The sequence below is a fragment of the Pseudomonas sp. SMSB3 genome, from assembly GCF_052041965.1.
Lineage (GTDB): Bacteria > Pseudomonadota > Gammaproteobacteria > Pseudomonadales > Pseudomonadaceae > Aquipseudomonas.
In genome coordinates, this window is sequence record NZ_JBKGGV010000003.1 from 148,564 (window position 1) to 174,263 (window position 25,700).

The 25,700-nt window shown below is 64.2% G+C and carries 19 protein-coding genes and 1 pseudogene; 9 read left to right on the top strand and 11 right to left on the bottom strand.

What is annotated here, in order from left to right; all coding sequences use genetic code 11:
• Positions 1 to 32: 32 nt before the first annotated feature.
• Positions 33 to 395 (bottom strand): helix-turn-helix domain-containing protein, encoded by a 363-nt coding sequence (locus tag ACLEJW_RS06625; protein WP_145184224.1) that lies wholly within the window; start codon positions 393 to 395, stop codon positions 33 to 35.
• 131 nt (positions 396 to 526) lie between these two features.
• Here ACLEJW_RS06625 and ACLEJW_RS06630 point away from each other — a divergent pair, with 131 nt between their 5' ends.
• The 4 genes from ACLEJW_RS06630 (at position 527) to ACLEJW_RS06645 (ending at position 5,842) form a co-directional block, all read left to right on the top strand.
• Positions 527 to 1,501, top strand: a complete 975-nt coding sequence (locus ACLEJW_RS06630; protein WP_440777264.1) for a GlxA family transcriptional regulator — start codon at positions 527 to 529, stop codon at positions 1,499 to 1,501.
• 129 nt (positions 1,502 to 1,630) lie between these two features.
• Positions 1,631 to 3,418 (top strand): monovalent cation:proton antiporter-2 (CPA2) family protein, encoded by a 1,788-nt coding sequence (locus ACLEJW_RS06635; RefSeq protein WP_440777265.1) that lies wholly within the window; start codon positions 1,631 to 1,633, stop codon positions 3,416 to 3,418.
• Positions 3,419 to 3,556: 138 nt separating this feature from the next.
• Positions 3,557 to 4,468, top strand: a complete 912-nt coding sequence (locus ACLEJW_RS06640) for a LysR substrate-binding domain-containing protein (protein ID WP_313301195.1) — start codon at positions 3,557 to 3,559, stop codon at positions 4,466 to 4,468.
• A gap of 111 nt (positions 4,469 to 4,579) precedes the next feature.
• Entirely contained in the window at positions 4,580 to 5,842 is a 1,263-nt protein-coding gene (locus ACLEJW_RS06645; RefSeq protein WP_440777266.1) for an OprD family porin, read from the top strand.
• 91 nt (positions 5,843 to 5,933) lie between these two features.
• Here the strand turns inward: ACLEJW_RS06645 and ACLEJW_RS06650 are convergent, their stop codons facing one another.
• From ACLEJW_RS06650 to ycaC, 4 genes are all read right to left on the bottom strand, one after another.
• Positions 5,934 to 7,916: an amidohydrolase gene (locus ACLEJW_RS06650; RefSeq protein ID WP_145184240.1), complete on the bottom strand. Its 1,983-nt coding sequence runs from the start codon at positions 7,914 to 7,916 to the stop codon at positions 5,934 to 5,936.
• Positions 7,917 to 8,060: 144 nt separating this feature from the next.
• Complete coding sequence (locus ACLEJW_RS06655; protein ID WP_313301204.1) at positions 8,061 to 8,879, bottom strand: alpha/beta fold hydrolase; 819 nt, start codon at positions 8,877 to 8,879, stop codon at positions 8,061 to 8,063.
• Positions 8,880 to 8,919: 40 nt separating this feature from the next.
• Positions 8,920 to 9,228 (bottom strand): hypothetical protein, encoded by a 309-nt coding sequence (locus ACLEJW_RS06660; protein WP_313301207.1) that lies wholly within the window; start codon positions 9,226 to 9,228, stop codon positions 8,920 to 8,922.
• A 114-nt stretch (positions 9,229 to 9,342) separates the two neighbouring features.
• Positions 9,343 to 9,972 (bottom strand): isochorismate family cysteine hydrolase YcaC, encoded by a 630-nt coding sequence (gene ycaC / locus ACLEJW_RS06665; RefSeq protein WP_145184248.1) that lies wholly within the window; start codon positions 9,970 to 9,972, stop codon positions 9,343 to 9,345.
• 220 nt (positions 9,973 to 10,192) lie between these two features.
• Between ycaC and ACLEJW_RS06670 the strand changes: the two genes are divergently transcribed.
• Entirely contained in the window at positions 10,193 to 11,620 is a 1,428-nt protein-coding gene (locus ACLEJW_RS06670) for a mechanosensitive ion channel family protein (RefSeq protein ID WP_145184251.1), read from the top strand.
• An 8-nt stretch (positions 11,621 to 11,628) separates the two neighbouring features.
• On the opposite strand, the gene amaA is transcribed toward ACLEJW_RS06670, so the two are convergent.
• Both amaA and amaB read right to left on the bottom strand, forming a co-directional pair.
• On the bottom strand, positions 11,629 to 12,915 hold the full coding sequence (amaA, locus tag ACLEJW_RS06675; RefSeq protein ID WP_440777267.1) for an L-pipecolate oxidase: 1,287 nt from the start codon (positions 12,913 to 12,915) through the stop codon (positions 11,629 to 11,631).
• Positions 12,916 to 13,031: 116 nt separating this feature from the next.
• Positions 13,032 to 14,522, bottom strand: coding sequence for an L-piperidine-6-carboxylate dehydrogenase (gene amaB / locus ACLEJW_RS06680; protein WP_440777268.1), 1,491 nt, complete (start codon positions 14,520 to 14,522; stop codon positions 13,032 to 13,034).
• 134 nt (positions 14,523 to 14,656) lie between these two features.
• On the opposite strand from amaB, the gene ACLEJW_RS06685 reads away from it, so the two are divergent.
• Together ACLEJW_RS06685 and hglS are read left to right on the top strand one after the other, a co-directional pair.
• A complete protein-coding gene (locus tag ACLEJW_RS06685; protein ID WP_313301219.1) occupies positions 14,657 to 15,547 on the top strand; it encodes a LysR family transcriptional regulator in 891 nt (296 codons plus the stop codon).
• A 116-nt stretch (positions 15,548 to 15,663) separates the two neighbouring features.
• Positions 15,664 to 17,049, top strand: coding sequence for a 2-oxoadipate dioxygenase/decarboxylase HglS (gene hglS, locus ACLEJW_RS06690; protein ID WP_313454909.1), 1,386 nt, complete (start codon positions 15,664 to 15,666; stop codon positions 17,047 to 17,049).
• 40 nt (positions 17,050 to 17,089) lie between these two features.
• Here hglS and ACLEJW_RS06695 read toward each other — a convergent pair whose 3' ends face one another.
• The 3 genes and pseudogenes from ACLEJW_RS06695 to ACLEJW_RS06705 form a co-directional block, all read right to left on the bottom strand.
• Positions 17,090 to 17,950 (bottom strand): methyl-accepting chemotaxis protein, encoded by an 861-nt coding sequence (locus tag ACLEJW_RS06695; RefSeq protein ID WP_371921229.1) that lies wholly within the window; start codon positions 17,948 to 17,950, stop codon positions 17,090 to 17,092.
• Positions 17,948 to 18,988: pseudogene (locus ACLEJW_RS06700) on the bottom strand (Cache 3/Cache 2 fusion domain-containing protein); the annotation flags it as partial. The pseudogene ACLEJW_RS06700 and the gene ACLEJW_RS06695, both read right to left, overlap by 3 nt.
• 176 nt (positions 18,989 to 19,164) lie before the next feature.
• The gene (locus tag ACLEJW_RS06705) at positions 19,165 to 20,091 is read right to left on the bottom strand and encodes a LysR substrate-binding domain-containing protein (RefSeq protein ID WP_313301228.1); all 927 of its coding nucleotides are present in this window, start codon (positions 20,089 to 20,091) and stop codon (positions 19,165 to 19,167) included.
• Positions 20,092 to 20,242: 151 nt separating this feature from the next.
• On the opposite strand from ACLEJW_RS06705, the gene ACLEJW_RS06710 reads away from it, so the two are divergent.
• Positions 20,243 to 21,634, top strand: coding sequence for a NorM family multidrug efflux MATE transporter (locus tag ACLEJW_RS06710; RefSeq protein WP_440777269.1), 1,392 nt, complete (start codon positions 20,243 to 20,245; stop codon positions 21,632 to 21,634).
• A gap of 41 nt (positions 21,635 to 21,675) precedes the next feature.
• Here ACLEJW_RS06710 and ACLEJW_RS06715 read toward each other — a convergent pair whose 3' ends face one another.
• Positions 21,676 to 23,340 (bottom strand): putative bifunctional diguanylate cyclase/phosphodiesterase, encoded by a 1,665-nt coding sequence (locus ACLEJW_RS06715; RefSeq protein ID WP_313454905.1) that lies wholly within the window; start codon positions 23,338 to 23,340, stop codon positions 21,676 to 21,678.
• Positions 23,341 to 23,637: 297 nt separating this feature from the next.
• Here ACLEJW_RS06715 and rep point away from each other — a divergent pair, with 297 nt between their 5' ends.
• The gene (gene rep / locus ACLEJW_RS06720) at positions 23,638 to 25,647 is read left to right on the top strand and encodes a DNA helicase Rep (RefSeq protein WP_313454903.1); all 2,010 of its coding nucleotides are present in this window, start codon (positions 23,638 to 23,640) and stop codon (positions 25,645 to 25,647) included.
• Positions 25,648 to 25,700 lie beyond the last annotated feature (53 nt).

The window sequence follows — 25,700 nt, forward strand, 5'->3', positions numbered from 1 at the left end:
TCCTCAGGGTTATACCGGCGGGTAGTGACGTTTTAAGAATGGCCCAGCGCCTGGCGCCACGCCTTCGGTGGTTGGCCGACCAGGCGGCTGAAGGCGCGGGTGAAATGGGCCTGGTCGCAGAAGCCGCACTCCAGGCTTACGTGGGTGATCGGCGCTTCGGTTGCGAGCAGACGCTTGGCCTTTTCCATGCGCGCCAGCAGCCGCCAGGCCTGCGGCGAGAGACCGGTGGCGACCTTGAAGGCGCGGGAGAAGTGACTGCGGGTAAGGTTGCAGACGCTGGCGATCTCGATGATCGACAGCGAGCTGCGCAGCATCAGTTCCTTGGCCTGGCGCAAGCGCGCCGGGGTCAAGGCGCCGGGGGTTGGCGCAAGCGCATGGGACGGGCCGTGGTGCATGGCGACTCTCCTGTTCGTTAGGGAAAGTTTCGCTGCCTACTTGTTACAAAGTCCTAAGCCAAAACTGAATTTTTCTTAATTGGCACTGCTGGCCTAAGATGCTCCGCTACAGGTATAGAAGGTTTAGCGGCATGCAGGAAAATCGCGCTCATCGCACCGTCGCCATGGTGCTGTTCGACAATGTCTTATTGCTGGACGTGACCGGGCCGATGGATGCTTTCGCCATCGCCAATCGCTTCCTGCCTGAAGACCAGCGCTATCGCCTGCTCACCGTCGCCTGCGAACCCGGCGCGATCCGTGGCTCGTGCGGGTTGCAGGTGGTCGCCGATCTGCCACTGGCGGCGCTGCCGGGCGCCCCCGACCTGTTGCTGGTGCCTGGCGGGCCCGGTGCCTACGACATCACCCTGCCTGAACTGGAGCACTGGTTAGGCCAGGCTGCGCGCCAGGCCAGGCGTTTCGGGGCGATTTGCACCGGGGTATTCCTGCTCGGGCGGGCCGGGCTGCTGGGCGGGTATCGCTGCACCACCCACTGGAACTACGTCGAGCGCCTGGCGCGGATGTTTCCCGAGGCGCAGGTCGAAACCGAGCAGATCTATGTGATGGACCGCAACCTGATCACCTCTGGCGGCATCACCGCCGGTATCGACTTGGCCCTGGCCGTCGTTGCCGAGGACCACGGCAAGGCATTGGCCCTGGAAGTGGCCAAAGTGCTACTGGTGGCGCGCCATCGCCAGGGCGGGCAGACGCCATACGGGCCGCTGCTCGCCGCCGTGCCGCGCGACGACTCACCGATTGCGCGGGTGCAGGCGTATATCGTCGACCATATCGACCAGGCCTACACCGTGCAGAAAATGGCCGACATGGTGGCCATGAGCGGGCGCAACTTCGCTCGCACCTTTCAGCGCGAGGTCGGCATCACGCCTTTGCAGTACCTGCAGAACGCGCGCATCGACCAGGCGCGCAAGCTGCTCGAGGGCAGTGAGTTAGCGCTGAAGGTAGTCGCGGCACGCTGCGGATTCGGCAGTGATCGGCACATGCGCAAGGTATTTTGCGAGCGCATCGGCATGACCCCGGCCCAATACCGGGCGCAATTCGGCGGGGTCTGAAGCTGAACTGTCAGCTGATTCGGGACAATGTTTCTCCGAGCAGGTAGATTGTCTGGCATCGACACATTGCGCAGAATGGCTCGTCTATCTGTTCACACGCTGCCGCGGCAGCTCATGGAGTACGAGCCAATGCCACACGAAGGCAGCCTTCTACAAACCGCAGTGATCTTTCTGCTCGCCGCCGTGCTCGCCGTGCCCTTGGCCAAGCGCCTGCAACTGGGCGCGGTGATCGGCTATCTGCTGGCCGGCGTGGCCATCGGCCCCCAAGCGCTGGGGCTGATTCGCGACACTGAAAGCGTTGCCCACATTTCCGAGCTGGGCGTGGTCCTGCTGCTGTTCATCATCGGCCTGGAATTATCACCCAAGCGGTTGTGGCTGATGCGCAAATCCGTGTTCGGCGTCGGCACGGCCCAGGTGGCAGTGACCGGCGCGCTGATCGGCGCCATTGCCTGGTTCGGCTTTGGCCAATCGCTGGCTGCGGCGATCGTGCTGGGCCTGGGACTGGCGCTGTCGTCTACCGCGCTGGGCTTGCAGAGTCTGGCCGAAACCAAGCAGCTCAATGCCCCGCACGGGCGCTTGGCATTCGCCATTCTGCTGTTTCAGGACATCGCCGCGATTCCGCTGATCGCCCTGGTGCCGCTGCTGGCCGCCAGCGGCCCGGACACCCGCCATGGCGACAGCCTGCAGCACGCTGTGCAGGTGTTCGCCAGCATTGCCGTGGTCATCGTCGGCGGCCGTTATTTGCTGCGGCCGCTGTTTCGCATCGTCGCCCGTACCGGTCTGCCGGAGGTCTCGACCGCCACCGCTTTGCTGGTGGTGATCGGCACCGCCTGGCTCATGGAAGAGGCTGGCATCTCCATGGCCCTGGGGGCTTTTTTGGCTGGGCTGCTGCTGGCCGACTCGGAATACCGGCATGAACTGGAATCGCAGATCGAGCCCTTCAAAGGCTTGCTGCTGGGGCTGTTTTTCATGAGCGTGGGCATGGGCGCCAACCTGCGCCTGCTGTTGGACATGCCGCTGGTGCTGCTGGGCCTGACCCTGCTGCTGGTGACGGTCAAACTGCTGTTGCTGATGGGCATCGGCCGCCTGGCCGGTGGCCTGCATCAGGCCAGCGCCCTGCGCCTGGGCGTGGTGCTGGCAGCCGGCGGCGAGTTTGCCTTCGTGGTGTTCAAGCTGGGCAAGGACCAAGGCTTGTTCGACGCCCAGACCTACGACCTGCTGTTGATGACCATTACCCTGTCGATGGCCATCACGCCGTTGCTGATGCTGGGCGGCGCACGTCTGCTCAAGCGCCCGCCAGCCCCTGCGCAAGTGCCTGAGCACTACAAGGCCATCGACGCCGGTACGCCAAGGGCGGTGATTGTCGGCATGGGCCGCATGGGCCAGATCGTCGCGCGCATCCTGCGGGCCCAGCAGATTCCGTTCATCGCCCTGGAAACCTCGGTGGACGCCATCGAGATGACGCGCATGTTCGAGCAGGTGCCGGTGTTCTACGGCGACCCCTTGCGCCCGGAAGTGCTGCACGCGGCCAAGGTCGGTGAAGCGGAGTACTTCATCATCACCATCGATGACCCAGATGCCGCCATCCACACCGCTGAGCGGGTCAAGCGCCTGTACCCGCACCTGAAAGTGCTGGCCCGCGCGCGCAATCGCCAGCATGTGCACAAGCTGGCGGATGTCGGCGCCGAGCCGATCCGCGAGATGTTCTATTCCAGCCTGGAGATGAGCCGCCGCGCCCTGATCGGCCTGGGCTTGAGCGAGGCCCAGGCGACCGACCGCATTCGACGCTTCGCCCAGCACGACGAGGAAGTGCTGGTGGCCCAGGGGCTGGTGCGCGACGACCGCGCCAAGGTGATGCAGACCGCCAAGGAAGCGCGGGTCGAACTGGAGCGGTTGTTCGCCTCGGACAGGGACTGACCCTTCAGGCGAATATCAGTCGGGTTATTTGGGCTCAAGCTTTGGCGTCTTTACGCCTTCCGCACACTCTGTAGGAGATTTCGCAACTGCGGTTAAACTGCGCCCATTGCGTCAAGCCTCGTTAGCCAGGAATCGCCCGTGGAAGACCTCAACTCCCTCTACTACTTCACCCAGGTCGTGGAACACGGTGGCTTTGCGCCTGCCGGGCGCGCGTTGGACATGCCCAAGTCGAAGCTCAGCCGGCGCATCGCCGATCTGGAAGAGCGGCTGGGCGTGCGCCTGCTGCACCGCACCAGTCGGCATTGTTCGCTTACCGAGATCGGCCAGGCCTACTACAACCGCTGCCTGGCCATGCGCGTGGAAGCCGAGGGCGCGGCCGAGATCATCGAGCGCAACCGCAGCGAGCCACGCGGCCTGGTGCGCATCAGTTGCCCGACCACCCTGCTCAATTCCTGGGTCGGGCCGATGCTGACCCGCTACATGCTCAAGTATCCCCAGGTCGAACTGTTCATCGAAAGCACCAACCGCCGTGTCGACCTGCTGCACGAGGGCTTCGATATCGCCCTGCGCGTGCGCTTTCCGCCGCTGGAAAACACCGACATGGTGATGAAGGTGCTGAGCAACAGCACCCAGTGCCTGGTGGGCCAGCCCCAGTACCTGCAACGGCTGCCTGAAGGCTTCGACCCGCAACTGCTCAGCACCTTGCCCAGCGTGCATTGGGGCAGCGCCCAGCGCGAGTATCACTGGGAGCTGTTCCAGGGTGAAGACAGCAGCCACAGCATCGTCATACCGCATACCCCACGCATGGTGACCGATGACCTGTTCGCCTTGCGCCACTTCGTGGTGGCAGGCGTGGGCATCGCTCACCTGCCGCGGGTGGCGGTGCGCGAAGACCTGGCCGCAGGCCGTCTGGTGGAGCTGCTGCCGGACTGGCACCCGCGCTGCGGCATCGTCCATGCGATCTTCCCGTCGCGGCGCGGTTTGCTGCCATCGGTGCGCGCCTTGATCGACCATCTGGCCGAAGAGTTCGCCATCAGCGACATGGCATAAGCCTGCATGCCCTCGACCGAGGGGCATCGTTGCGCTGCGACCAGCACACCCTTACAAGACCTTCGGTCGCCCCTTGGCCGACAGTTTCGGTTCATCGTTCCCGGAGCCGTCATGATCCGCGCAACCCCCGGCCCAGGCCGTGCCCTGCTCGCCACTCTTGTCTTCTGCCCGGCCGTCGGCCACGCCGAGGAGCCCGGCTGGTCGCTGCTCAGCCGCCACTATTTTTTGCACAGCGATTTTCGCTCACCCTCCGCCAGTGGCCAGAACTACCGCCAGGAGTGGGCGCAGGGATTCATCGGCGAGGTCCGCTCGGGGTTTACCGACGGCGTGCTGGGTGTGGGTGTGGATGCCCATGGTTTTGTGGGCGTCAAGCTCGACGGCGGTCGTGGCCATGCCGGCACAGGCTTGTTGCCACGCGACAGCGACGGCCGCGCCGCCCCCGACTACGCGAGCGCCGGGGGTGCGTTGAAACTGCGCCTGGGCAGCACCCGCCTGCGCTACGGCGAGATGATGGTCGAAACGCCAGTGTTCGATACCGGCGACAAACGCTTGCACCCTGAATATGCGACCGGTTGGCTGATCGAGAATGATGATGTGCCCGATTGGCACCTGCAGGCGGGGCGCTTCGACGCCTTCAACAATCAGGACAACAGCTCGCGCCATGATGATTTCCAGGGTTACGGCGCCAGTACCCATGGCCACGCCATCAGCCTGGCGGGTGCGACGTTCGTGCCTGGCGGCGCCTATGGCGGGGCGCTGTATGTGGGGCAGTTGCAGGACACCTGGCACCAGACCTATCTCAACCTTAATTGGACCGAGGGCCGCTGGCGCCTGGATGGCAACCTCTACAGGACCCGCGATACCGGCAACGCCAGCGCGGGGGCGATCGATACCCTGGCCTACAGCCTGCTGGGCAAATACCACGCAGGTGCGCAGGCGGTGAGCCTGGCCTATCAGAAGATCGACGGCGACACACCGTTCGATTTTGTCGGGGGCGATTCCATCTACCTGGCCAACTCGATCAAGTACGCCGACTTCAACGGCCCCGGCGAGCGCTCCTGGCAGCTGCGCTATGACCTTGATTTCACCTCCTTGGGCGTGCCCGGATTGAGCGTGATGGGACGCTACGTCAGCGGTCGCGGCATCGACGGTAGCCACGCGCCGCAAGGCGGCGTCTACGCAGGCCAGTACGGCGCAGGCGGCAAGCACTGGGAACGCGATATCGACCTGAAGTACGTGGTGCAGGCAGGGGCTGCCAAAGACTTGAGCGTGGCGTTATCGCACGTCAGCCACCGCGCGAACCGTGCACAGGCTGGCGACGACATCGATCGCCTCTACCTGATTATCGAGTACCCGCTGACTGGCCGTTTCTGAGCCCACGGCGCTGTAATCGCCGCCCTGTCGCCAGTTGCCTGCGCAGTGCGCGACAAAAAGGGCCGCAACGCGGCCCTGTACTCATCCTGGCTCAGAAGGCAAAGCAGGAGCAGCCCAAGGCACCCCAGAAGCCTTGGAAATCATTGACCGGAACGCTCGATTGCCGCGCCTTGTCGTGGCTGTGGGCATGCACACCGCAGGGGCCGGAACACTGGTGCACGGTTGCCGCCAGTGAGGGCGTGCCTACCCGCCAGTGCCCAGGCACCTTGGCCACCGGCGACCATTCCGGCAGCACCGGCACCTGTGGCGGGCCAAGGCGATCGAATTCAGCAGCGGCGTAGACCACTTTGCCGTCGACGATGGTCAGCACCGATTCGATGCCTTTGATCGCCTCTTCATCGACGCTGAAGAAGTCCAGCGACAGCGCCGCCAGGTCGGCCAACTGACCGACCTTGATCTGACCTTTCTTGCCTTGCTCACTGGAGAACCAGGCACTGCCCTGGGTGAACAGCTGCAGCGCGGTGTCCCGGCTCAGACCCTCCGGATACAGCTCCATACCGCCCACGGTCTTGCCACTGACCAGCCAGTACAACGAGGTCCACGGGTTATAGCTCGACACCCGCGTGGCATCGGTGCCAGCACCCACCGGCACCCCCATTTCCAGCATGCGCTTGATCGGTGGCGTCTGCTCCGCCGCCTTGGCCCCGTAGCGGTCGACGAAGTACTCACCCTGGAATGCCATGCGGTCCTGGATCGCGATGCCGCCGCCCAGCGCGCGCACGCGCTCGATGTTCTGCGCGGTGATGGTTTCGGCATGATCGAAGAACCACGGCAGGCCGTTGAACGGGATGTCCCGGTTGACCTTCTCGAACACGTCGAGCATGCGCGTGATCGATTCGTTGTAGGTGGCATGCAGGCGGAACGGCCAGCGTTGCTCGACCAAATGGCGAACCACAGGTTCCAGCTCTTGCTCCATGGTCTGCGGCAGATCTGGACGGGGTTCGAGGAAATCCTCGAAGTCGGCAGCGGAGAACACCAGCATTTCGCCAGCACCGTTGTGGCGCAGGAAGTCGGTACCGCTGTGCAGCTTGACGCTGGAGGTCCACTTGCGGAAATCGTCCAGCTCTTCCTTGGGTTTCTGGGTGAACAGGTTGTAGGCGATGCGCACGGTCAACTGATCGTTGTCGGCCAATTCCTGGATCACCGCGTAGTCGTCGGGGAAGTTCTGGTAGCCGCCGCCGGCATCGATGGCGCTGGTCAGGCCCAGGCGGTTCAACTCGCGCATGAACTGGCGGGTGGAGTTGACCTGGTATTCGAGCGGCAGCTTCGGCCCCTTGGCCAGGGTGGCATACAAGATCATGGCGTTGGGCCGGGCGATCAGCATGCCGGTCGGGTTGCCGAACTTGTCGCGCTGGATCTCGCCGCCCGGCGGGTTGGGCGTGTCCTTGCTGTAGCCAACGGCCCTGAGGGCGGCGCGGTTGAGCAGTGCACGGTCATACAGGTGCAGGAGGAACACCGGGGTATCGGGCGCCGCCTGGTTGATTTCTTCCAAGGTCGGCATGCGCTTCTCGGCGAACTGGAATTCGTTCCAGCCACCGACGACCCGTACCCATTGCGGGGTCGGCGTGCGCGCCGCCTGGTCCTTGAGCATGCGCAGGGCATCGGCCACCGACGGTACGCCTTCCCAGCGCAGCTCCAGGTTGTAGTTCAAGCCGCCACGGATCAGGTGCAGGTGCGAGTCGTTCAGGCCTGGGATCACCGTGCGCTGCTTGAGATCGACGATCTGCGTGGCGCTGCCTTTGTGAGCCATGGCCTCAGCGTCGCTGCCCACGGCAATGAAGCGGCCGTCCTTGATGGCAACGGCGGTGGCGGTGGGCTTTTCGCGGTCAACGGTGTGCAGTTTGCCGTTGAACAGGATCAGATCGGCGGTCATGGAACCTCCTTGGTTGGATGCGTAAGCAGAACCGGCTTGCCCGGAAAAGGGCAATGCCGACCACAGTGCGCCGGCGGCACCCAGTACGGTGCTGGTGGCGAGGAACTGGCGACGGGTCTTGTCGTTGCGGTCCTGGGACATGGTGATCTCCGTCTGGATGCGGCGGCTGGGACAGCTGTGCAGCATGCCGGCTGCGGCACATTCAGGGCTTGCATGGATGTGCGGTGGCTACGGCGAGATCGGCCCTGCCCAGGCGCTGGGCCGGCAGGGCCATGCGGCGCGCCGTTAGCGCTGCAGGAAGGCGAGCAAGTCCTCGTTGAGCTGCTGCGCATGGGTCACGGCGAAGCCATGGGGGGCGCCGGCATAGACTTTCAATTCGGCGTTGCGGATCAGCTGCGCCGCCCGTTTGCCGGTGGTCTCGAAGGGCACGATCTGGTCGTCGTCACCGTGAATCACCAAGGTCGGCACGTCGATCTTGGCCATGTCCGGACGGAAATCGGTTTGCGAGAACGCGCTGACGCAATCCAGGGTGGCCTTGATCGATGCCAGCAAGGCGATGTTCAGCGTCTGCGTCTGCACGCCCTGGGACACCTGCTGCCCATGGTTCAGGCCATAGAACGGCGTGGCGAAGTCGGCGATGAACTGCGCACGGTCAGCCCGCAGGCCAGCGCAGATGCCCTCGAACACCGACGAATCGACACCATCGGGGTTATCGTCGCGCTTGCCGAACACGGGCGTGACCGCACCAAGCAATACCAGGCCTGCGATCCGCTCACTGCCATGCCGGGCGATGTAGCGGCTGACATCCCCGCCGCCCATCGAGAAGCCCACCAGCGTCACTTCGCGCAGGTCGAGGTGCTCGATCAGCTCGGCGATGTCGTCAGCGAACGTATCGTAGTCGTAGCCGCTCCACGGCTGGCTCGAGCGGCCGAATCCACGGCGGTCGAAAGCGATGGCGCGGTAGCCGCGGCTGGCCAGGAACTCCATCTGCGAGTCCCACATGTCGGCATCCAGCGGCCAGCCGTGGCTGAACAGCACCGGTTTGCCAGTGCCCCAGTCCTTGTAGTAGATCGAAGTGCCGTCGCGGGTAACGAGGGTTGTCATGTCGGTAGCTCCTTGAAAGTGGCGAAATGAAGGCGTTGGCTCAGCCGCGCAGCCAGTTGGCGCAGCGGCGGGTTACCCACGGCATGATGTAGAACACCACGGGCAGGATGACGAACAGGTTGACGATCAGATTGCCGCTGATGGCCCCGCCCAGTTGCGGGAAGCGCGCGAACAACGGCGCCAGCAGCAGCGGAACGATCATGGTCATCGGGCAGATCACCAGGTAGGTCAGCAGGGCCTGCTTCCAGCGAGGTGGCTGCGCTGCGCTGGCGCCATGGGTGTGGTCGAGCACCTGGTGCTGCAGGCAGACGGTGACCACTTCGGGTTTGGCGTGGAGTGCGGTGTTCATCGGCGTTCCTTGGGATGAGCTTGCCCGCATCCACTGTGCAACGGCGGACGGGCGGAGGATTGAATGGGTGTGCTGCGCTGGCCGGGCGCCGACTGGCGGCGCCCGCTGCGTGGCTTACTTGTTGGCGTTGAAGGCGTTGTAGCTGGTCATCAGGTTGCGGTAGTCGGGGATGTGGTTGGAGCACAGCGCGGCCAGGCCTTCGATGTCGTTGCGCCAGTCGCGGTGCAGCTCGCACGCCACGCCGAACCAGGTCATCAGCTGCGCGCCGGCACGGCTCATGCGGTCATGGGCGGCGTCACGGGTCATGGCGTTGAACGTACCGGAGGCGTCGGTGACCACGAAGACCTCGAACGCTTCCTCCAGGGCTGCCAGCGCCGGGAAGGCCACGCACACTTCAGTCACTACACCGGCGATGATCAGTTGCTTCTTGCCGGTCGCCTTGACCGCCTTGACGAAGTCTTCGTTGTCCCAGGCGTTGATCTGACCAGGGCGAGCGATGTAAGGGGCGTCCGGGAACAGCGCCTTGAGCTCCGGCACCAGCGGGCCGTTGGGACCTTGCTCGAAACTGGTGGTGAGGATGGTCGGCAGGTTGAAGAACTTGGCCAGGTCCGCCAGGGCCAGGACGTTGTTCTTGAAGGCGTCTGGCTCGATGTCACGGACCAGGGACAGCAGCCCAGCCTGGTGGTCGACCAGCAGCACAGCAGCGTCGTCTTTGTTCAGGCGGTTGTATTTGAATGGGGTCATGGCGGTTGCTCCTAAGGGGTTCGGTATTCAGTGAGTTGGGTGTTTCGCGTTGATGGGAGAAGATTAAAAGCTAACCCTTTGGTGCGGTAGATAGCAATTTTTGGCTTTAGCGTTCCATTTGGCGAACGATGGCATCACCCGGCTTTTGCTCGCCCCATTGCCTGGCCGAGCAACCTGCACTATTACTACGCAAGCCCTCCCCTGCTCTTCCGAGACCATCATGCTGGCGTTCATCCAGTCGTTCCCGTTGTTGCTCGGCACCGCCCTGATCCTGCTCGACCTCATACTCTGGCAACTGATACCGATGCAGCGCCGCGCCTGGCGTATCGGTGCCCGACTGGTGATATTCCTGCTCTTCAGCATGGTCTTGGTGGCAGCCGGTATGAGCCCGCTGCAGCCGCCACCCTGGCCCGACGATGTGCCGCGCAACCTGATGGCCACGGTGTTGGCCATCGGCTGGTGGCTGTTCGGTGCGCGCACCGTGACGGTGGTCTTCGGCCTGCTGCTGGTGGCCCGTGGCAGCCATGGCGGACGCTTGCTGCAAGACGTGTTGGGGGCACTGATCTTTCTGGTGGCCGTCGTCGCTGCGGCAGGCTACGTGTTGCAACTGCCAGTGAAGGGCCTGCTGGCGACTTCCGGGGTGATGGCCATCGTCATCGGTCTGGCGTTGCAAAGCACCCTGGCCGACGTGTTCAGCGGCATCGTGCTCAATACCACGCGGCCCTATCAGATCGGCGATTCGATCGCCATCGACGGCACCGAGGGCAAGGTGCTGGACATCGACTGGCGCGCCACCCGCCTGTTGACGGGCAGTGGCAGCCTGGCGGTGATTCCCAACTCGGTAGCGGCCAAGGCGCGCCTGCTCAACCACAGCCGCCCGCCGGATGTGCACGGTGTTGCGATCAGCGTGGTGGTACCGGCCAAGATCCGCCCCAAGCGCGTATTCGATGCGCTGGAAAAGGCCCTGCAAGGCACCAGCGCTATTCTTGCCACTCCCAAGCCCAAGGTGTCGGTCAAGACCTCGACACTGGAATCGGTGGAGTACGAAGCCAGCGGCTTCATCGCCGACATGGCCGGCAAGACCGATGCCCGTAATCAGCTGTTCGACCTCGCGCACCGCCACCTTGAGGCCAGCGGCGTGATGTGGAACGTCGACCTGGCCACTGCGCCACGCAGCCGCCAGCGTGAAGTGCTGGATGAGGTCAGGGTGTTCCGCTCGCTGAGCGACGAAGAGCGCGATGCCCTGAGCCAGCGCATGACCACCGTGGAGTACTTGGCCGACCAGGTCATCCTCGAGGTCGGCGCGACCTCCGAACATCTGCTGGTGATCGGCAGCGGTGTGGTGTCGGCTTCGGTGCGCGATGGCGACACGTTGCTGGAAGCCGGGCGCATGGGCCCGGGCGAGGTGCTGGGGATCGAGGGCATCATCGATGAAGAGCAGTCGCTGGCGGAATTTCGCACCCTGACCAGCTGCGTGCTGTACCGCATCGAAAAAGCCCAGGTGCAGAGCTGCCTGAAGCAGCGCGGTGAGGTGCAGACGGCATTGACCAAGCTGCAGCATGTCCGGCGCCAGAGCCGCGAGTCGCTGCTGCTGCAAAAGCCGCTTTCAATCAAGAAAGGCGGCTTTCTCAGCTGGCTGCACAGGTGATCCGCTGGCTACAGCACCACTCTCAAGCATTGGCCGGCGTGGTACAGCGAGAACCCCGACTCGTAGAACGCGGTACGCAGTGACGGCGCCCGCACACCGAGCATCGGCGAGAATGGCACCGGCAGGCTACTCGCCTCGCCTTTGAGCAGAAACTCGGCAAATGCCCGGCCTATCACGGTGCCGGTGGTGTTGCCCCGACCGTTGTAACCGGTCACGGCCACCAGCCCCGGCGCTGGCTCGAACAGCCGCATCAGGTGATCGGGGGTAAAGTCGATGCAGCCGGTCCAGTGCATTTCCCATTCGACCGTGCCCAGCTGCGGATAGTAATGGCTCTGGATCCGGTCGGCCCAGCGCCGTATGAACCAGGCCGGCTTGTTGTCGACCCGGCCAAGGCTGCCGAGCAGCAGACGCCCCTGATCGTCGCACCGGATGCTGCTCAGTACGGTGCGGGTGTCCCACGAGCCCTGGCCATGGGGCAGGACCTTGTCAGCGGCGGAACCGTGCAGCGGCTTGGACGCGACCTGGTAGTAATAACCGCGGAAAAACTGCTTCCGCAGGTTGCTCCAATCACCTTCGGTATAGGCCCCAGTGGAGATCACCACCTTGTCGGCGCGTACCGAACCGCGTGCGCTCTTGACCCGCCAGGCATCACCCTCGCGCTCGACGCCTTCGACCGCCGATTGCTGGAACAGCTTGCCGCCCAGGCGCGTCACCGCCGCAGCCAGGCCTTGGGTGTAGGCCATGGGGTTGATGGTGCCGGCACGGCGGTCGAGCAGCGCGGCAGAAATCTTGTCGGTCCCGCAGTACGCCTGGCACTGGGCGCCGGTGAGCAGCTCGACATCGGCACCGCGGCGGCGCCACTGCTGGTGGCGCGCCTGCAGATCGGCGATGCCGCTGGCGTTGTGCGCCATGTGCAGGGTGCCTTTGTGCTGCGCCTGGCAGTCGATGCCCAGGCGTTCGATCATGGCGAACACCTCGGCGGGCGCCTGGCCAAGCACCTGGTTCAAGCGGCTGCCTTGCGCCTGTCCAAGGGTCGCTTCGACATCGTCGGGGCGAATCCAGGTGCCGGCGTTGACCAACCCGACGTTGCGCCCGGAGCCACCATGGCCGACCTTCCAGGCCTCGAGAACGATCACCGACTTGCCCTGTTCAAGCAGGTGAATCGCTGCCGAAAGCCCGGTGATACCACCGCCGATCACGCAGACATCGGCCCTGTGCTCACCGGCCAAGGCTTGGCTGGCGACGCTCGGTTGGCTGACATGTTCCCACAAGCATTGTTGACGCAATTCAGCCATGGCCCGGCTCCGGCAGTGGTAAGGACGCCGCCGGTTGGCGGCTTCGAGCTGCAAGCTGCAAGCGAGCGCGGATCGCATTGAGGCCACGAACTGCTTTCAGCTTGCAGCTTGGCGCTTCAGTCGAAGACGATGCCCTGGGCCAGCGGCAGCTCGCGCGAATAGTTCACGGTGTTGGTCTGGCGCCGCATGTAGCCCTTCCAGGCATCGGAGCCGGATTCACGACCACCGCCGGTTTCCTTCTCGCCGCCGAACGCGCCACCGATCTCGGCGCCACTGGTGCCGATGTTGACGTTGGCGATGCCGCAGTCGCTGCCGGCGGCGCTCTGGAAGCGCTCGGCCTCGCGCAGGTCGGTGGTGAAAATGCACGACGACAGCCCTTGAGGTACCTCGTTGTTCAGGCGCAAGGCCTCTTCGAAGTCGTCATAGGCCAATACATAAAGAATCGGTGCGAAGGTTTCGTGCCGCACCACTTCGCTCTGTGCCGGCATCTCGGCGATGGCGGGCGAAACGTAGTAGGCATTGGGGTATTGTTCGGCCAATTGGCGCTCACCGCCGAACACCTCGCCACCCTCGTCTCGGGCCTTGGCCAGCGCGCCTTGCATGGCGTCGAACGACTGCTTGTCGATCAGCGGGCCGACCAGGTTGTCTTTACGCGGGTCGCCGATGCGCACCTTGGCATAGGCAGCTTTGACCCGCGCCACCACCTCATCCTTGATCGAACGGTGCACGATCAGCCGGCGCAAGGTCGTGCAGCGCTGGCCAGCAGTGCCCACGGCCGAGAACAGAATGCCGCGCACGGCCAGGTCGAGATCGGCGCTCGGGGCAAGAATCATGGCGTTGTTGCCGCCCAGTTCGAGAATGCTGCGGCCAAAGCGCGCCGCCACCCGCGGCCCCACCTCACGGCCCATGCGCGTGCTGCCGGTCGCACTGACCAGGGCCACGCGCGGGTCGTCGACCAGGGCTTCGCCGGCTTCGCGGCCGCCGATCACCAACTGGGCAAGACCTGCCGGGGCATCGCCGAAGGCGGTCAACGCCTTGTCGAACAGGGCCTGGCACGCCAGGGCGGTCAGCGGCGTCTTCTCCGAAGGCTTCCACACCACCGCGTTACCGGCCACCAGCGCCAGGGTGGTGTTCCAGGCCCACACCGCGACCGGGAAATTGAAGGCGCTGATCACCCCGACCACGCCCAGTGGGTGCCAGGTTTCGCGCATGTGGTGGCCAGGGCGCTCGGAGGCGATGGTCAGGCCGTACAACTGCCGTGACAGGCCAACGGCGAAATCGCAGATGTCGATCATCTCCTGCACTTCGCCAAGACCTTCCTGAGTGATCTTGCCCGCTTCGATGGACACCAACTCACCCAGGTCGGCCTTGTGCTCGCGCAGCACTTCGCCGAACAGCCGAACCAGCTCACCGCGGCGCGGTGCCGGCACGCTGCGCCAGCTATCGAAGGCACGGTGGGCCCGCTCGATGGCAGCGGTGGTCTCGGCTTGGCCGAGCAAGTGCACCGAGGCGATCTGGCTGCCGTCGATCGGCGTATGGACAGGGTAGTCGCCCTGGGTGTGGGCCTGGGCGGCAACGCCGAGGCGCTCGAGCAATCCAGCAACCATTCGTGCTTCTCCTACATCGGGTGATAGGGTTCAAAACCGTGGGATCAGTATCAATCCGATCTCAGCTGTGCAACAAACGACCTTTATTCCGCTTATCATTCCGCGAGGTAATGATCAAAGCCGCAGAGACCGCTATGTCCAAACGCCTGGTGCCTTCCATGACCGCCCTGCAGTGCTTCGAAGCTGCAGCCCGTCACTTGAGTTTTACCCGTGCCGCTGAAGAGCTGCACCTGACCCAGAGCGCGGTCAGCAAACAAGTGGCGCAGCTTGAAGAGATGCTGCGCCACCACCTGTTCCTGCGCATTCGCCGCCGCCTGCAACTGACGCCGGCAGGCAGCCTGTACCTGGCAGAGGTCAACAAGATCCTGACTCAGGTCGACATGTCCAGCCGCTACATCCTCACCTATGGCGAGCAGACCGAAATATTGAAGGTAGCCACTCAACCGAGTTTTGGCGTGCGCTGGTTGATTCCGCACCTCAAGGGCTTCGGTAAGCAGCACCCGAACATTCACCTGGATATTCGCAACGAGATGGAACCCTTCGCCTTGCTGCAGGGCTCGGCGGATGTCGTGTTCTTCTACGGCCAGGGCACCTGGCCAGGTGCGACGTGCATCGAGCTGTTCGACGAAGAAGTGGTTCCGGTGTGTGCCCCTGAACGGATGGCCGGGCGCGCGCTGGAAGACGCCAGCGAGCTGGCCGACCTGGTGCTGCTGCAAAGCACCTCGCGTCCAGAGGCCTGGCATGAGTGGTTTCTCGAGCTGGGCCTGCACAGCGTCAGCGCCTACCACGGGCCGCGCTTCGATACCTTCTACATGGCCCTGAGTGCGGCGCAGGCCGGGTGCGGCGTGGCCCTGGTGCCGCGCTACCTGGTGGCCAGGGAGCTGGCCGAAGGCAGTCTGGTGATTGCCTGGGACCACGCGATGCCCAGTACCGGCAAGCACTACCTGGCGTATGCCGAGCATGCGGCGGAGGTGCCCAAGGTCCGGGCGTTGGTGCAATGGATTGGCCAGCAGCTCCAGGCGTGAAGCGGATGCGCTGGGATCGATCACAAATGGAATGACAGCGGCACTTTTTTTCGCTTGTGGGCCACGTGCATTCCCAGCTTTCATGTAACGGTCCGAACCCACCCAGGAAGCTAGCGATGCCCGCCCACGATTTCGTCAGCCCAGACAGCATCCGCGCGCAGTTCTCTGCTGCCATGTCGCTCATGTACAAACAGGAAGTGCCGCTGTACGGCACGTTGCTAGGGCTGGTGAGCGAGATCAATCAACAGATCATGGCCAAGCAGCCCGAAATAGCCGCAGCCTTGCGCTGGACCGGCGAAGTCGAACGTCTTGACCAGGAGCGACATGGCGCCATTCGGGTTGGCAGCGCGGAAGAGCTGGCCACGTTGGCGCGCTTGTTCGCCGTGATGGGCATGCAGCCGGTGGGCTATTACGATCTCAGTTCAGCCGGCGTGCCGGTGCATTCCACCGCGTTTCGCGCCGTGCACGAGCAGTCGCTGCATGTCAGCCCGTTTCGCGTGTTCACCTCGCTGCTGCGCCTGGAATTGATCGATGACCTGCAACTGCGTGAGCTGGCGCGCAGCATCCTGGCTGAGCGCGAGATCTTCACCTCGCGGGCGCTGGCGCTGATGACCCAGGCCGAACGCGACGGCGGGCTCAGGGCGGACGATGCGCAAGCGTTCGTGCAAGAGGCGCTGCATACCTTCCGCTGGCACCGCGACGCCACGGTGAGCGCCGAACAATACCGACGACTGCATGACCAGCATCGGCTGATCGCCGATGTCGTGGCGTTCCGCGGCCCGCATATCAACCACCTGACGCCGCGCACCCTGGACATCGATGCGATCCAGGCCGGGATGCCAGCCAAGGGCATAACGCCCAAGGCGGTGATCGAAGGCCCGCCGGCCCGCCGCCACCCGATTCTGCTGCGCCAGACCAGCTTCAAGGCGCTGCAGGAAGCGGTCGCGTTCAGCGATGCCCAGGGCAGTCACACTGCCCGCTTCGGCGAAATCGAACAGCGTGGCGCAGCCCTGACGCCCAAGGGCCGCGCGCTCTATGACCGGTTGCTGGAGGCCGCTCGCGCAGCATCAGGCGGCTCACCGAGCGAAGCCACCGCTGAGCGCTACATGACGCTGCTGCAACAAAGCTTTGCTGAATTTCCGGATGACCTGGCGCAGATGCGCGAGCAGGGGCTGGCCTATTTCCGCTACTTTGCCACCGACAAGGGCCTGGCCGAGCGGGCGCAGGCTGGGCGGCCTCAGACCCTGGAAGGCCTGATCGGCGCAGGCCACGTGCACTTCGAGGCGCTGGTCTACGAAGACTTCCTGCCGGTCAGCGCGGCAGGGATCTTCCAGTCCAACCTGGGTGATGACGGGCAGACGCAGTACGGCAGTAACGCCAATCGCGAAGCCTTCGAGGCGGCCTTGGGCATGCAGGTGCAAGACGAGCTGACGCTCTATGCGCAGACCGAGCGACGTTCGCTGCAGGCCTGTGCCCAGGCGCTGAACCTGGGGTCGCTTTAACGGGCGCGCCCCAGGCTCTCAGCGCTGCCAGCCAGCCCGCTCAGCGAAAGCGGTCCACTTCCTGACGCAGTTGCGCGGCCAGGCCTTCCAGTTCCTTGGCGGTGAAGGCCAGTTCATTGGCCACATCACGCTGCTCGGTGTTGGCCTGGGCAATGCTTTGCAGGTTGCGGCTGAGCACCGTCGCCGTGCTGCTCTGCTCCTGGGTGGCGGTGCTGATCACCGTGAACTGCTCACCGGCCATGCGGCTCTGCTCATCGATGCGTGCCAGCGCCTGGGCGACTTTATCGTTGCGCTGCAAGCCTTCCTGCATGAGCTGGTTGCCCTGCTCCAGGGTGGTGATGGCGTGCCCGGTCTGCTGCTGGATGCTGGTGATCATCCCGGAGATTTCATCGGTGGCCTGGCGCGTGCGCGCCGCCAACCCACGCACCTCATCGGCGACCACGGCAAACCCCCGGCCTTGCTCGCCGGCACGCGCGGCTTCGATGGCTGCGTTCAGCGCCAGCAAGTTGGTCTGCTCGGCAATGGCGGTGATCACGCTGATGATGCCGCCAATTTCCTGCGAGCGCGCGCCGAGGCTATCCATCACGGTCGCGGTGCCACCCAGCGCCTCGGCGATCTGGCGCAGCGAGCTGGACGCTTCATCCATGGCGCCGCGACCAATGCGCGTCTGCTGGGCGTTGTCACGAGCCATACGCTCGGTGCCGGCCATGTTGTCGGCAATGTTCATCGAGGTGGCGCTGAATTCTTCCACCGCACCGGCCATGCTGGTGATCTCCCCAGACTGTTGCTCCATGCCTTCGCAGGCACCTGCAGACAACCCGGACAACGAGCGGGCACGGCTGCTGACCTGCTCGGAGGCGCTGCGGATGTGCGCAACCATGGTCGCCAGCGCCTCGCCCATCTGGTTGAAGCTGCGCGCCAGCTGGCCGATCTCGTCGTGGCTGGTGACGTTCAGCCGCGCATTCAGATCACCCGCACCCAACGCCTCGGCCTGGCGCACCAGGTCATCCAGCGGGCGCAGCTTGCGCCGCAGCAGCCAGAGCGTGGCGGCCACCGCCAGGAGCATGGCCAACAGGCTGCCGATGGCCAGGCGCAGGCCAACGCTCCAGGTCACTTGGCGAATCTCGGCCTTGGGCATGCTGGCAACCACCGTCCACGGCCCCTCGGCGAACGGCGCGCTGGCACTGAACAGGTCCTGGTCGGCATTGGCTGGCGGCACCAACCACTGGCCCTGCTGGTCCTGAATCGCCAGCGAGCCGGTTTCACCGATGCGAAAGCGCTTGAGGTTGCTGAACTGGGCGTTCTGCGCGTCGGTGTAGTCGAAGCCCACGAACAGCACCGCGATGACCCGTCCACCGGCATCGCTGACCGGCACATAGCGGGTCATGTAGTTGCGCTCGAAGAGCACGGCGCGGCCCACATACATTTGCCCGGCCAGCAACTTGGCGTAGGCCGGGTGCTGGCGGTCGAGCTGGGTGCCGATGGCGCGGGTGCCGTCCTGCTTCTTCAGATTGGTGCTGATGCGCACGAAATCATCGCCGCTGCGCACGAACAGGGTCGCGATGCCGGCGGTCATCTGCTGGAATTCGTCGACCACCTGGAAGTCGTTGTTCAGCAGGCGCTCGCCCAGGTACAAGGCCGGAGTGACCACGCCTGCGACCTCGGCGCTCTCGCCAGGGTGCAGCGACAGCCCCGAAGCGAAGCGGCGTTCGAACAGCCCGCTCAGGCGCTGGGTGTTGTCCTTGAGCGATCCATGAAAGGTGTCGAGCTGATCGGCCAACAGGCGCGCTTCGCTGGCCAGGTGGGCCTGGCGCGTGGCGAGGTTGGCGTCGTCCAGCGAACGCAGGGCGAACAGGGTACTGCCGGAAATCACCAACGCCAGCACGATGGCGAGGGCGATACCGAGCTGGGAGGCAATCCGGGCACGCGGTTGAGACATGAAAAAGCTCCTGGCAAGAGGCCGGGATCATCCTGATCACGCAGACCATCCGCTCGTTATCGAGGGGAGTACGCGTCCTCTTCCGGGACGCTGGTGCCAGTAGATCGGCGTCGCGGGCGAATACTTGAGTGTCGGGCCGGGATATTCGCAAACGTTTTCTCAGGCCAAGCCGCTGCTCAGAGGGCACGGAGGATCTCCACCTCCGGCAGGTCCACCGCCGCCGCTTCGTCCTGCAAGAACCGGCTCAAACGGCGCAAGCGCTCGCCACCTGGCCGCGTGCGCGGCCATACCAGGTAGTAGTCCATGCCGCTGGGCACCGCCGTCGGCCAGGGCAAGCTCAGGCGACCCTGGGCCACGTCCTCGGCGACCATCAGCAGGTCGCCCATGGAAATGCCGTAGCCCCGCGCTGCCGCGATCATGCCCAGTTCCAAGGTATCGAACACCTGCCCGCCCTTGAGCGAAACCTTATCTGCCAGGCCCATGCGCTGCAGCCATTCGCGCCAGTCGCGTTTGTCTGGGGTGGGGTGCAGCAATTCGACCGCCGCCAGGCGGCGTTCGTCCCATGGCCCCTGCCCCAGCAGATCCGGCGCGCCCACCGGAATGAGCAACTCGGCAAACAGACGACGGACCTCCCACTCGGCCGGGAACACCCCGTCGCTGAGCAACACCGCGCAATCGAACGGTTCCTGGTTGAAGTCGACATGGTCGACGTCCATCCAGGCGCTGGTCAGTTGCACTTCGTTTCCCGGTTGCAGATGACGAAAGCGGCTTAACCGTGCCAGCAGCCAGCGCATGGTCAGGGTCGAGGGCGCCTTCATGCGCAGGATATCGTCCTCGCCGCGCAAGGTATCGCAGGCCCGCTCGAGGGCAGCGAACCCTTCGCGCACGCCGGGCAGCAGCATCCGCGCCGCCTCGGTCAGCTGCAAGCTGCGACCGCTGCGCACGAACAGGCGGCAGGCGAAGTGATCTTCCAGGGTACGGATATGCCGGCTTACCGCACTCTGGGTGATCGACAGTTCAGCCCCGGCACGGGTGAACGAACTCAGCCGCGCAGCGGCTTCGAATGCGCGCAACGCATACAAGGGCGGCAGTTGACGAGACATGGGTACCTGCTGATCGAAGCAAGGGGGCGTGCGATGGATTTTTAGGCATGAGTTGAACTCATGGCAAGCATCGCTTTTATCCTTTTGTATAAACCTGACCAAAGCCTCAGAATCGTCGCTCGCTCATCCGAATCAGGAAAGGACCACCCTCATGCATGTCGCGCCGACTACCGAACTCAAGGCTCTGCTGCGCCTGGCCGGGCCGCTGGTCGCCTCGCAGTTGGCGCACATGCTGATGGTGCTTACCGACACCCTGATGATGGCGCGTATCAGCCCCCAGGCCCTGGCTGGCGGCGGGTTGGGCGCAGCGAGCTATTCGTTCGTGTCGATCTTCTGCCTGGGCGTGATCGCCGCGGTGGGCACGCTGGTGGCGATTCGCAAAGGCGCCAACGACATCGAAGGCGCCACGCGCCTGGCGCAGAACGGCTTGTGGCTGGCTTGGGGCCTGGCGCTGGTGGCCGGGCTGGCACTGTGGAACCTCAAGCCGGTATTGCTGCTGTTTGGCCAGCAACCGCAGAACGTCGAGGCGGCGGCTGAGTTTCTCACCCTGCTGCCGCTGGCCCTGCCCGGTTATCTGACGTTCATGGCCCTGCGCGGCTTCACCAGCGCCCTGGGCCGCTCGACGCCGGTGATGGTCATCAGCCTGGTCGGCACGGTGCTCAACTATTTGCTCAACGTCGCGCTGATCGAAGGCATGTTCGGCTTGCCCAAGCTGGGCCTGATGGGTATCGGCCTGGTCACCGCCGTGGTCTCGATGGGCATGGCGATCGCTTTGGCGCTGTATATCCGCTGGCACCACGCCTACGCCGACTACCCGCTGCGCAAGGGCCTGGCGCGTCCAAGCCTGCCGGCGCTGCGCGAGCTGTGGCGACTCGGCCTGCCGATTGGCGGTACCTACATGGTCGAAGTCGGGCTGTTCGCCTTCGCTGCGCTGTGCATGGGCGTGTTGGGTAGCACGGAACTGGCGGCGCACCAGATCGCCCTGCAGATCGTGTCCACCGCCTTCATGGTGCCGACCGGGCTGTCCTATGCGGTGACCATGCGGGTCGGCCTGTACTACGGGGCGGGCAACCTGCTGGCCGCGCGCAGCGCCGGGCGGATGGGCATCGGCTTCGGCGCGATGATCATGTTCGCCTTCGCCGCGTTGTTCTGGCTGCTGCCCGAGGCCCTGGTGGGGCTGTTCATCGACCGCAGCGATCCGGCGTTCTCGGCCATCTTCCAACTGGCGGTGCAGTTGCTGATGGTAGCGGCCTGGTTCGAGCTGTTCGATGGCGTGCAAACCATCGCCATGGGCTCGATTCGCGGCCTCAAGGACGCCAAGATCACCTTCCTCATCGGCCTGTGCTGCTACTGGCTGGTGGGCGCGCCCAGTGCCTGGCTGCTGACCTTCACCTTCGGTGGCGGCGCCGTTGGCGTGTGGTGGGGCCTGGCCTTGGGCCTGGCCTGCGCGGCGGTAGCCCTGACCACCGCATTCGAGTGGCGGATGAAGCGGTTGCTGGCCAGGGCCAGGGATGGCGCCAGCCTGGCCGGTGTGCGCGGCTGACGCCGCGCCTGCAAAACCCTCGCTGGTAGGCGCGATGGGCGCTAGAGGATTGCGAGCTGGCGCTCGGTGGTGTGCAGCAGGTACTCCATCAGCTCGTCCACCGGCAACGGCCTGCTGACCAGAAAGCCCTGCACCTGGTCGCAGCCAAAGCCACGTAACAGGGCCAGCTGCTCAGCGCTTTCCACGCCCTCGGCCACCACCTCCAGGTTGAGGTTATGCGCCAGGTTGATCATCGCGTGGACCAGCTTGCGGTTCTCTTCGCGCACCTCCATCTCGGCGACGAAACTGCGATCGACCTTGAGCAACGTGATCGGCAGGCTGTTCAGGTGCACGAACGAAGAGAAACCGGTGCCGAAGTCGTCCAGTGAGAAGCGCACACCCAGGCGGCCCAGCGCATCCATGGTCTGGCGCACCAACTCATTGCGGCGCATGACCGCGGTTTCGGTCAATTCGAACTCCAGCCAGCGCGCATCGACCCCATGCTCGATGATCAAGCGGCTCAACGTGGCCAACAACTGGCTGTCCTGAAACTGCCTGAAGCTCAGGTTCACCGCCATGTGCAACGGCGCCAGCCCACGCTCGCGCAGCGCCTGCATGTCACGCAGCGCCCGCGAAATCACCCAGTAGCCCAATGGCACGATCAGCCCGCTCTGCTCGGCCAACGGCACGAATTCGCTCGGTGGCAGCAAGCCACGTTCGGCATGCCGCCAGCGCACCAGAGCCTCGAGCCCGACGATGCGGCCGTCGGCAAGGTTGAGCCGTGGTTGGTAGTGCAGTTCCAGCTCGTCGCGGCGCAGGGCCCGGCGCAATTCGCTTTCCAGGTCGGCCAGGCTGCGCGCGTTACGGTTGATGCGTTCGTTGAACACGTGATAAGTGCAGCCCTGGCTGGCCTTGGCCTGGCGCATGGCAATGTGCGCATGCCACATCAGCGGATCGGCGCCACTCTGCGCACGGGCATGGGCCAGGCCCAGGCTGCAGCCGAGCAACAGGCTCTCGCCGTCGATCCAGTAGGGCTCGGCCAAGGCCTCGACGATGCGCTCGGCGATCCATTCGGCGCGGTTGGGGTCGCGCCGGGTATCGATGAGCAAGGCGAACTCGTCGCTGCCCAGGCGCGCCAGCTGGTCACCGGCCTCCAGCTGCTGCTTCAGGCGTGACACCACCTTGAGGATCAGGCGGTCGCCGCACTGATGGCCCAGGGCATCGTTGACGTGGCGAAAGTTGTCCAGGTCCAGGTGTCCGAGGGCCACCCCGCGGCCTTCGTGCTCGGCCAGACGGGTGGTCAGCAAGGCCTGAAAGCCCTGGCGATTGGCGATGCCGGTCAACGGATCCTGTTCGGCCAGGCGCTGCAGGGTCGCCACCAATACGCCGCGCTCACGCACGTGGCGCAGCGAGCGGCGCAGGGCATCGGTGTTGAGTTGGTCGCCTACCAGCCAGTCGCTCACCCCGGTGGGTGCGGACGCCGGCTCATGCTCCAGCAGCAAGATGGTCGGCAGCTCGCAGCGCCCAGGCGCCGGCTGCAAGGCCGGCGTGGCCAGGACCACGGCCTGGCGATCAGTGCTGAACAAGGTATCGACCGCTGCCCAGTTCGGCGCCGTCAGCAACACGGCGGCGCCATCGAGCGGTAGCAGGCAGTCGCGGAGCAAGGCAACCCAATGCGGCTCATCGGCCAGCAGCAGCAAACGCAGAGGTTCGGCGGGCGTGGACAAGCGGGCTCCTTAGGACTCGAAAGGTGAAGCGGAGAAAGTCGGATATGCTACTGCATAAATGAAAATGATTTTCACTTTTATACACATCCTTGTCGCAATACCACCCGTCGCATTTTGACGTGCATCCTGCGCGAAACTCCGACGCCGAGCAATTACGATTTTTCCGGTGAATGCCATTAGTCTGACTAATGATGATCGCTACACAAAAGTCTGACCCAAACGTCAGACGGTCGCGCCACAAGCCGCCCATGCCTGTTAGAATGCGCGGCTATTTTCTGGCGACCCCCGGTTTCTAGCATGTCCCGACTCAATCCCCGGCAACAGGAAGCCCGTGACTACGTCGGCGGCCCTCTATTGGTGCTCGCCGGTGCCGGCTCGGGCAAAACCAGCGTGATCACGCGCAAGATTGCCCACCTCATCCAGAACTGTGGCATCCGCGCCCAGTACATCGTGGCGATGACCTTCACCAACAAGGCCGCCCGCGAGATGAAGGAACGGGTCGCCACCCTGCTGCGCCCGGGGGAAGGCCGTGGCCTGACGGTGTGCACCTTTCACAACCTTGGCCTGAACATCATCCGCAAGGAACACCAGCGCCTGGGCTACAAACCAGGCTTCTCGATTTTCGATGAGTCCGACATCAAGGCGTTGCTGTCGGACATCATGCAAAAGGAATACTCCGGCGACGACGGCATCGACGAGATCAAGAACATGATCGGTGCCTGGAAAAACGACCTGATCCTGCCCACCGAGGCCCTGGAAAAGGCGCGCAACCCGCGCGAGCAGACTGCCGCCATCGTCTACACCCACTATCAGCGCACGCTCAAGGCATTCAACGCGGTCGACTTCGACGACCTCATCCTGCTGCCGGTCAAGCTGTTCCAGGAGCACCCAGACGTGCTCGAACGCTGGCAGAACCGTGTGCGCTACTTGCTGGTAGACGAGTACCAGGACACCAACGCCAGTCAGTACCTGCTGGTGAAAATGCTCATCGGCATGCGCAACCAGTTCACCGTGGTCGGCGATGACGACCAGTCGATCTACGCCTGGCGCGGCGCCCGCCCGGAAAACCTGATGCTGCTCAAGGAGGACTACCCTTCCTTGAAGATCGTCATGCTCGAGCAGAACTACCGCTCCACCAGCCGCATCCTGCGCTGCGCCAACGTGCTCATCGCCAACAACCCGCATGCCTTCGAAAAGCAGTTGTGGAGCGAGATGGGCGTGGGCGACGAGATCCGCGTGATCCGCTGCAAGAACGAAGATGCCGAGGCCGAACGCGTGGCCATGGAAATCCTCACCTTGCACCTGCGCACCGACCGCCCGTACAGCGATTTCGCCATCCTGTACCGCGGCAACTACCAGGCCAAGCTCATCGAACTGAAGCTGCAGCACCACCAGGTGCCCTATCGCCTATCCGGCGGCAACAGCTTCTTCGGTCGCCAGGAGGTCAAGGACCTGATGGCCTACCTGCGCCTGCTGGTCAACCCCGATGACGACAACGCCTATCTGCGGGTAATCAACGTACCGCGTCGGGAGATCGGCTCGACGACCCTGGAAAAGCTCGGTAACTACGCCACCGAACGCGGCGTCTCGATGTACGCCGCCAGTGAAGAACTGGGCCTGGGCGAGCACCTGGACGCGCGCTACACAGAACGCCTGCAGCGCTTCAAGCACTGGCTCGATGGCGTGCGCCACAAGGTCGCCCTGGAAGATCCGATCGCCGCGCTGCACGAAATGATCCGCGACATCGACTACGAAAACTGGATCCGCCAGCAAACCGCCAGCGACAAGGCTGCGGAGTTTCGGATCAGCAACGTGTGGTTCCTGGTCGAAGCGCTGAAGAACACCCTCGAGAAGGACGAAGAGGGCGACATGACCATCGAGGATGCCATCGGCAAGCTGGTCTTGCGTGACATGCTCGAGCGTCAGCAGGAAGAGGAAGAGAACGCCGAAGGCGTGCAGATGATGACCCTGCATGCCTCCAAGGGCCTGGAATTCCCTTACGTGTTCATCATGGGCATGGAGGAAGAAATCCTTCCCCACCGCTCCAGCATCGAGGCCGACACCATCGAGGAAGAACGCCGCCTGGCCTACGTGGGCATCACCCGCGCACGCCAGACCCTGGCCTTCACGTTCGCCGCCAAGCGTAAGCAGTACGGCGAGATCATCGATTGCACGCCCAGCCGCTTCCTCGACGAACTACCGCCCGACGACCTGGCCTGGGAAGGCCTGGACGATGCGCCAGTGGAGGTAAAGGCCGCACGCGGCAACAACGCCCTGGCCGATATCCGGGCAATGCTCAAACGCTGATCAACCATTACTCTTAAACTCTGCCGCGTTTTGCGGCCACCTTTGTTTCATCG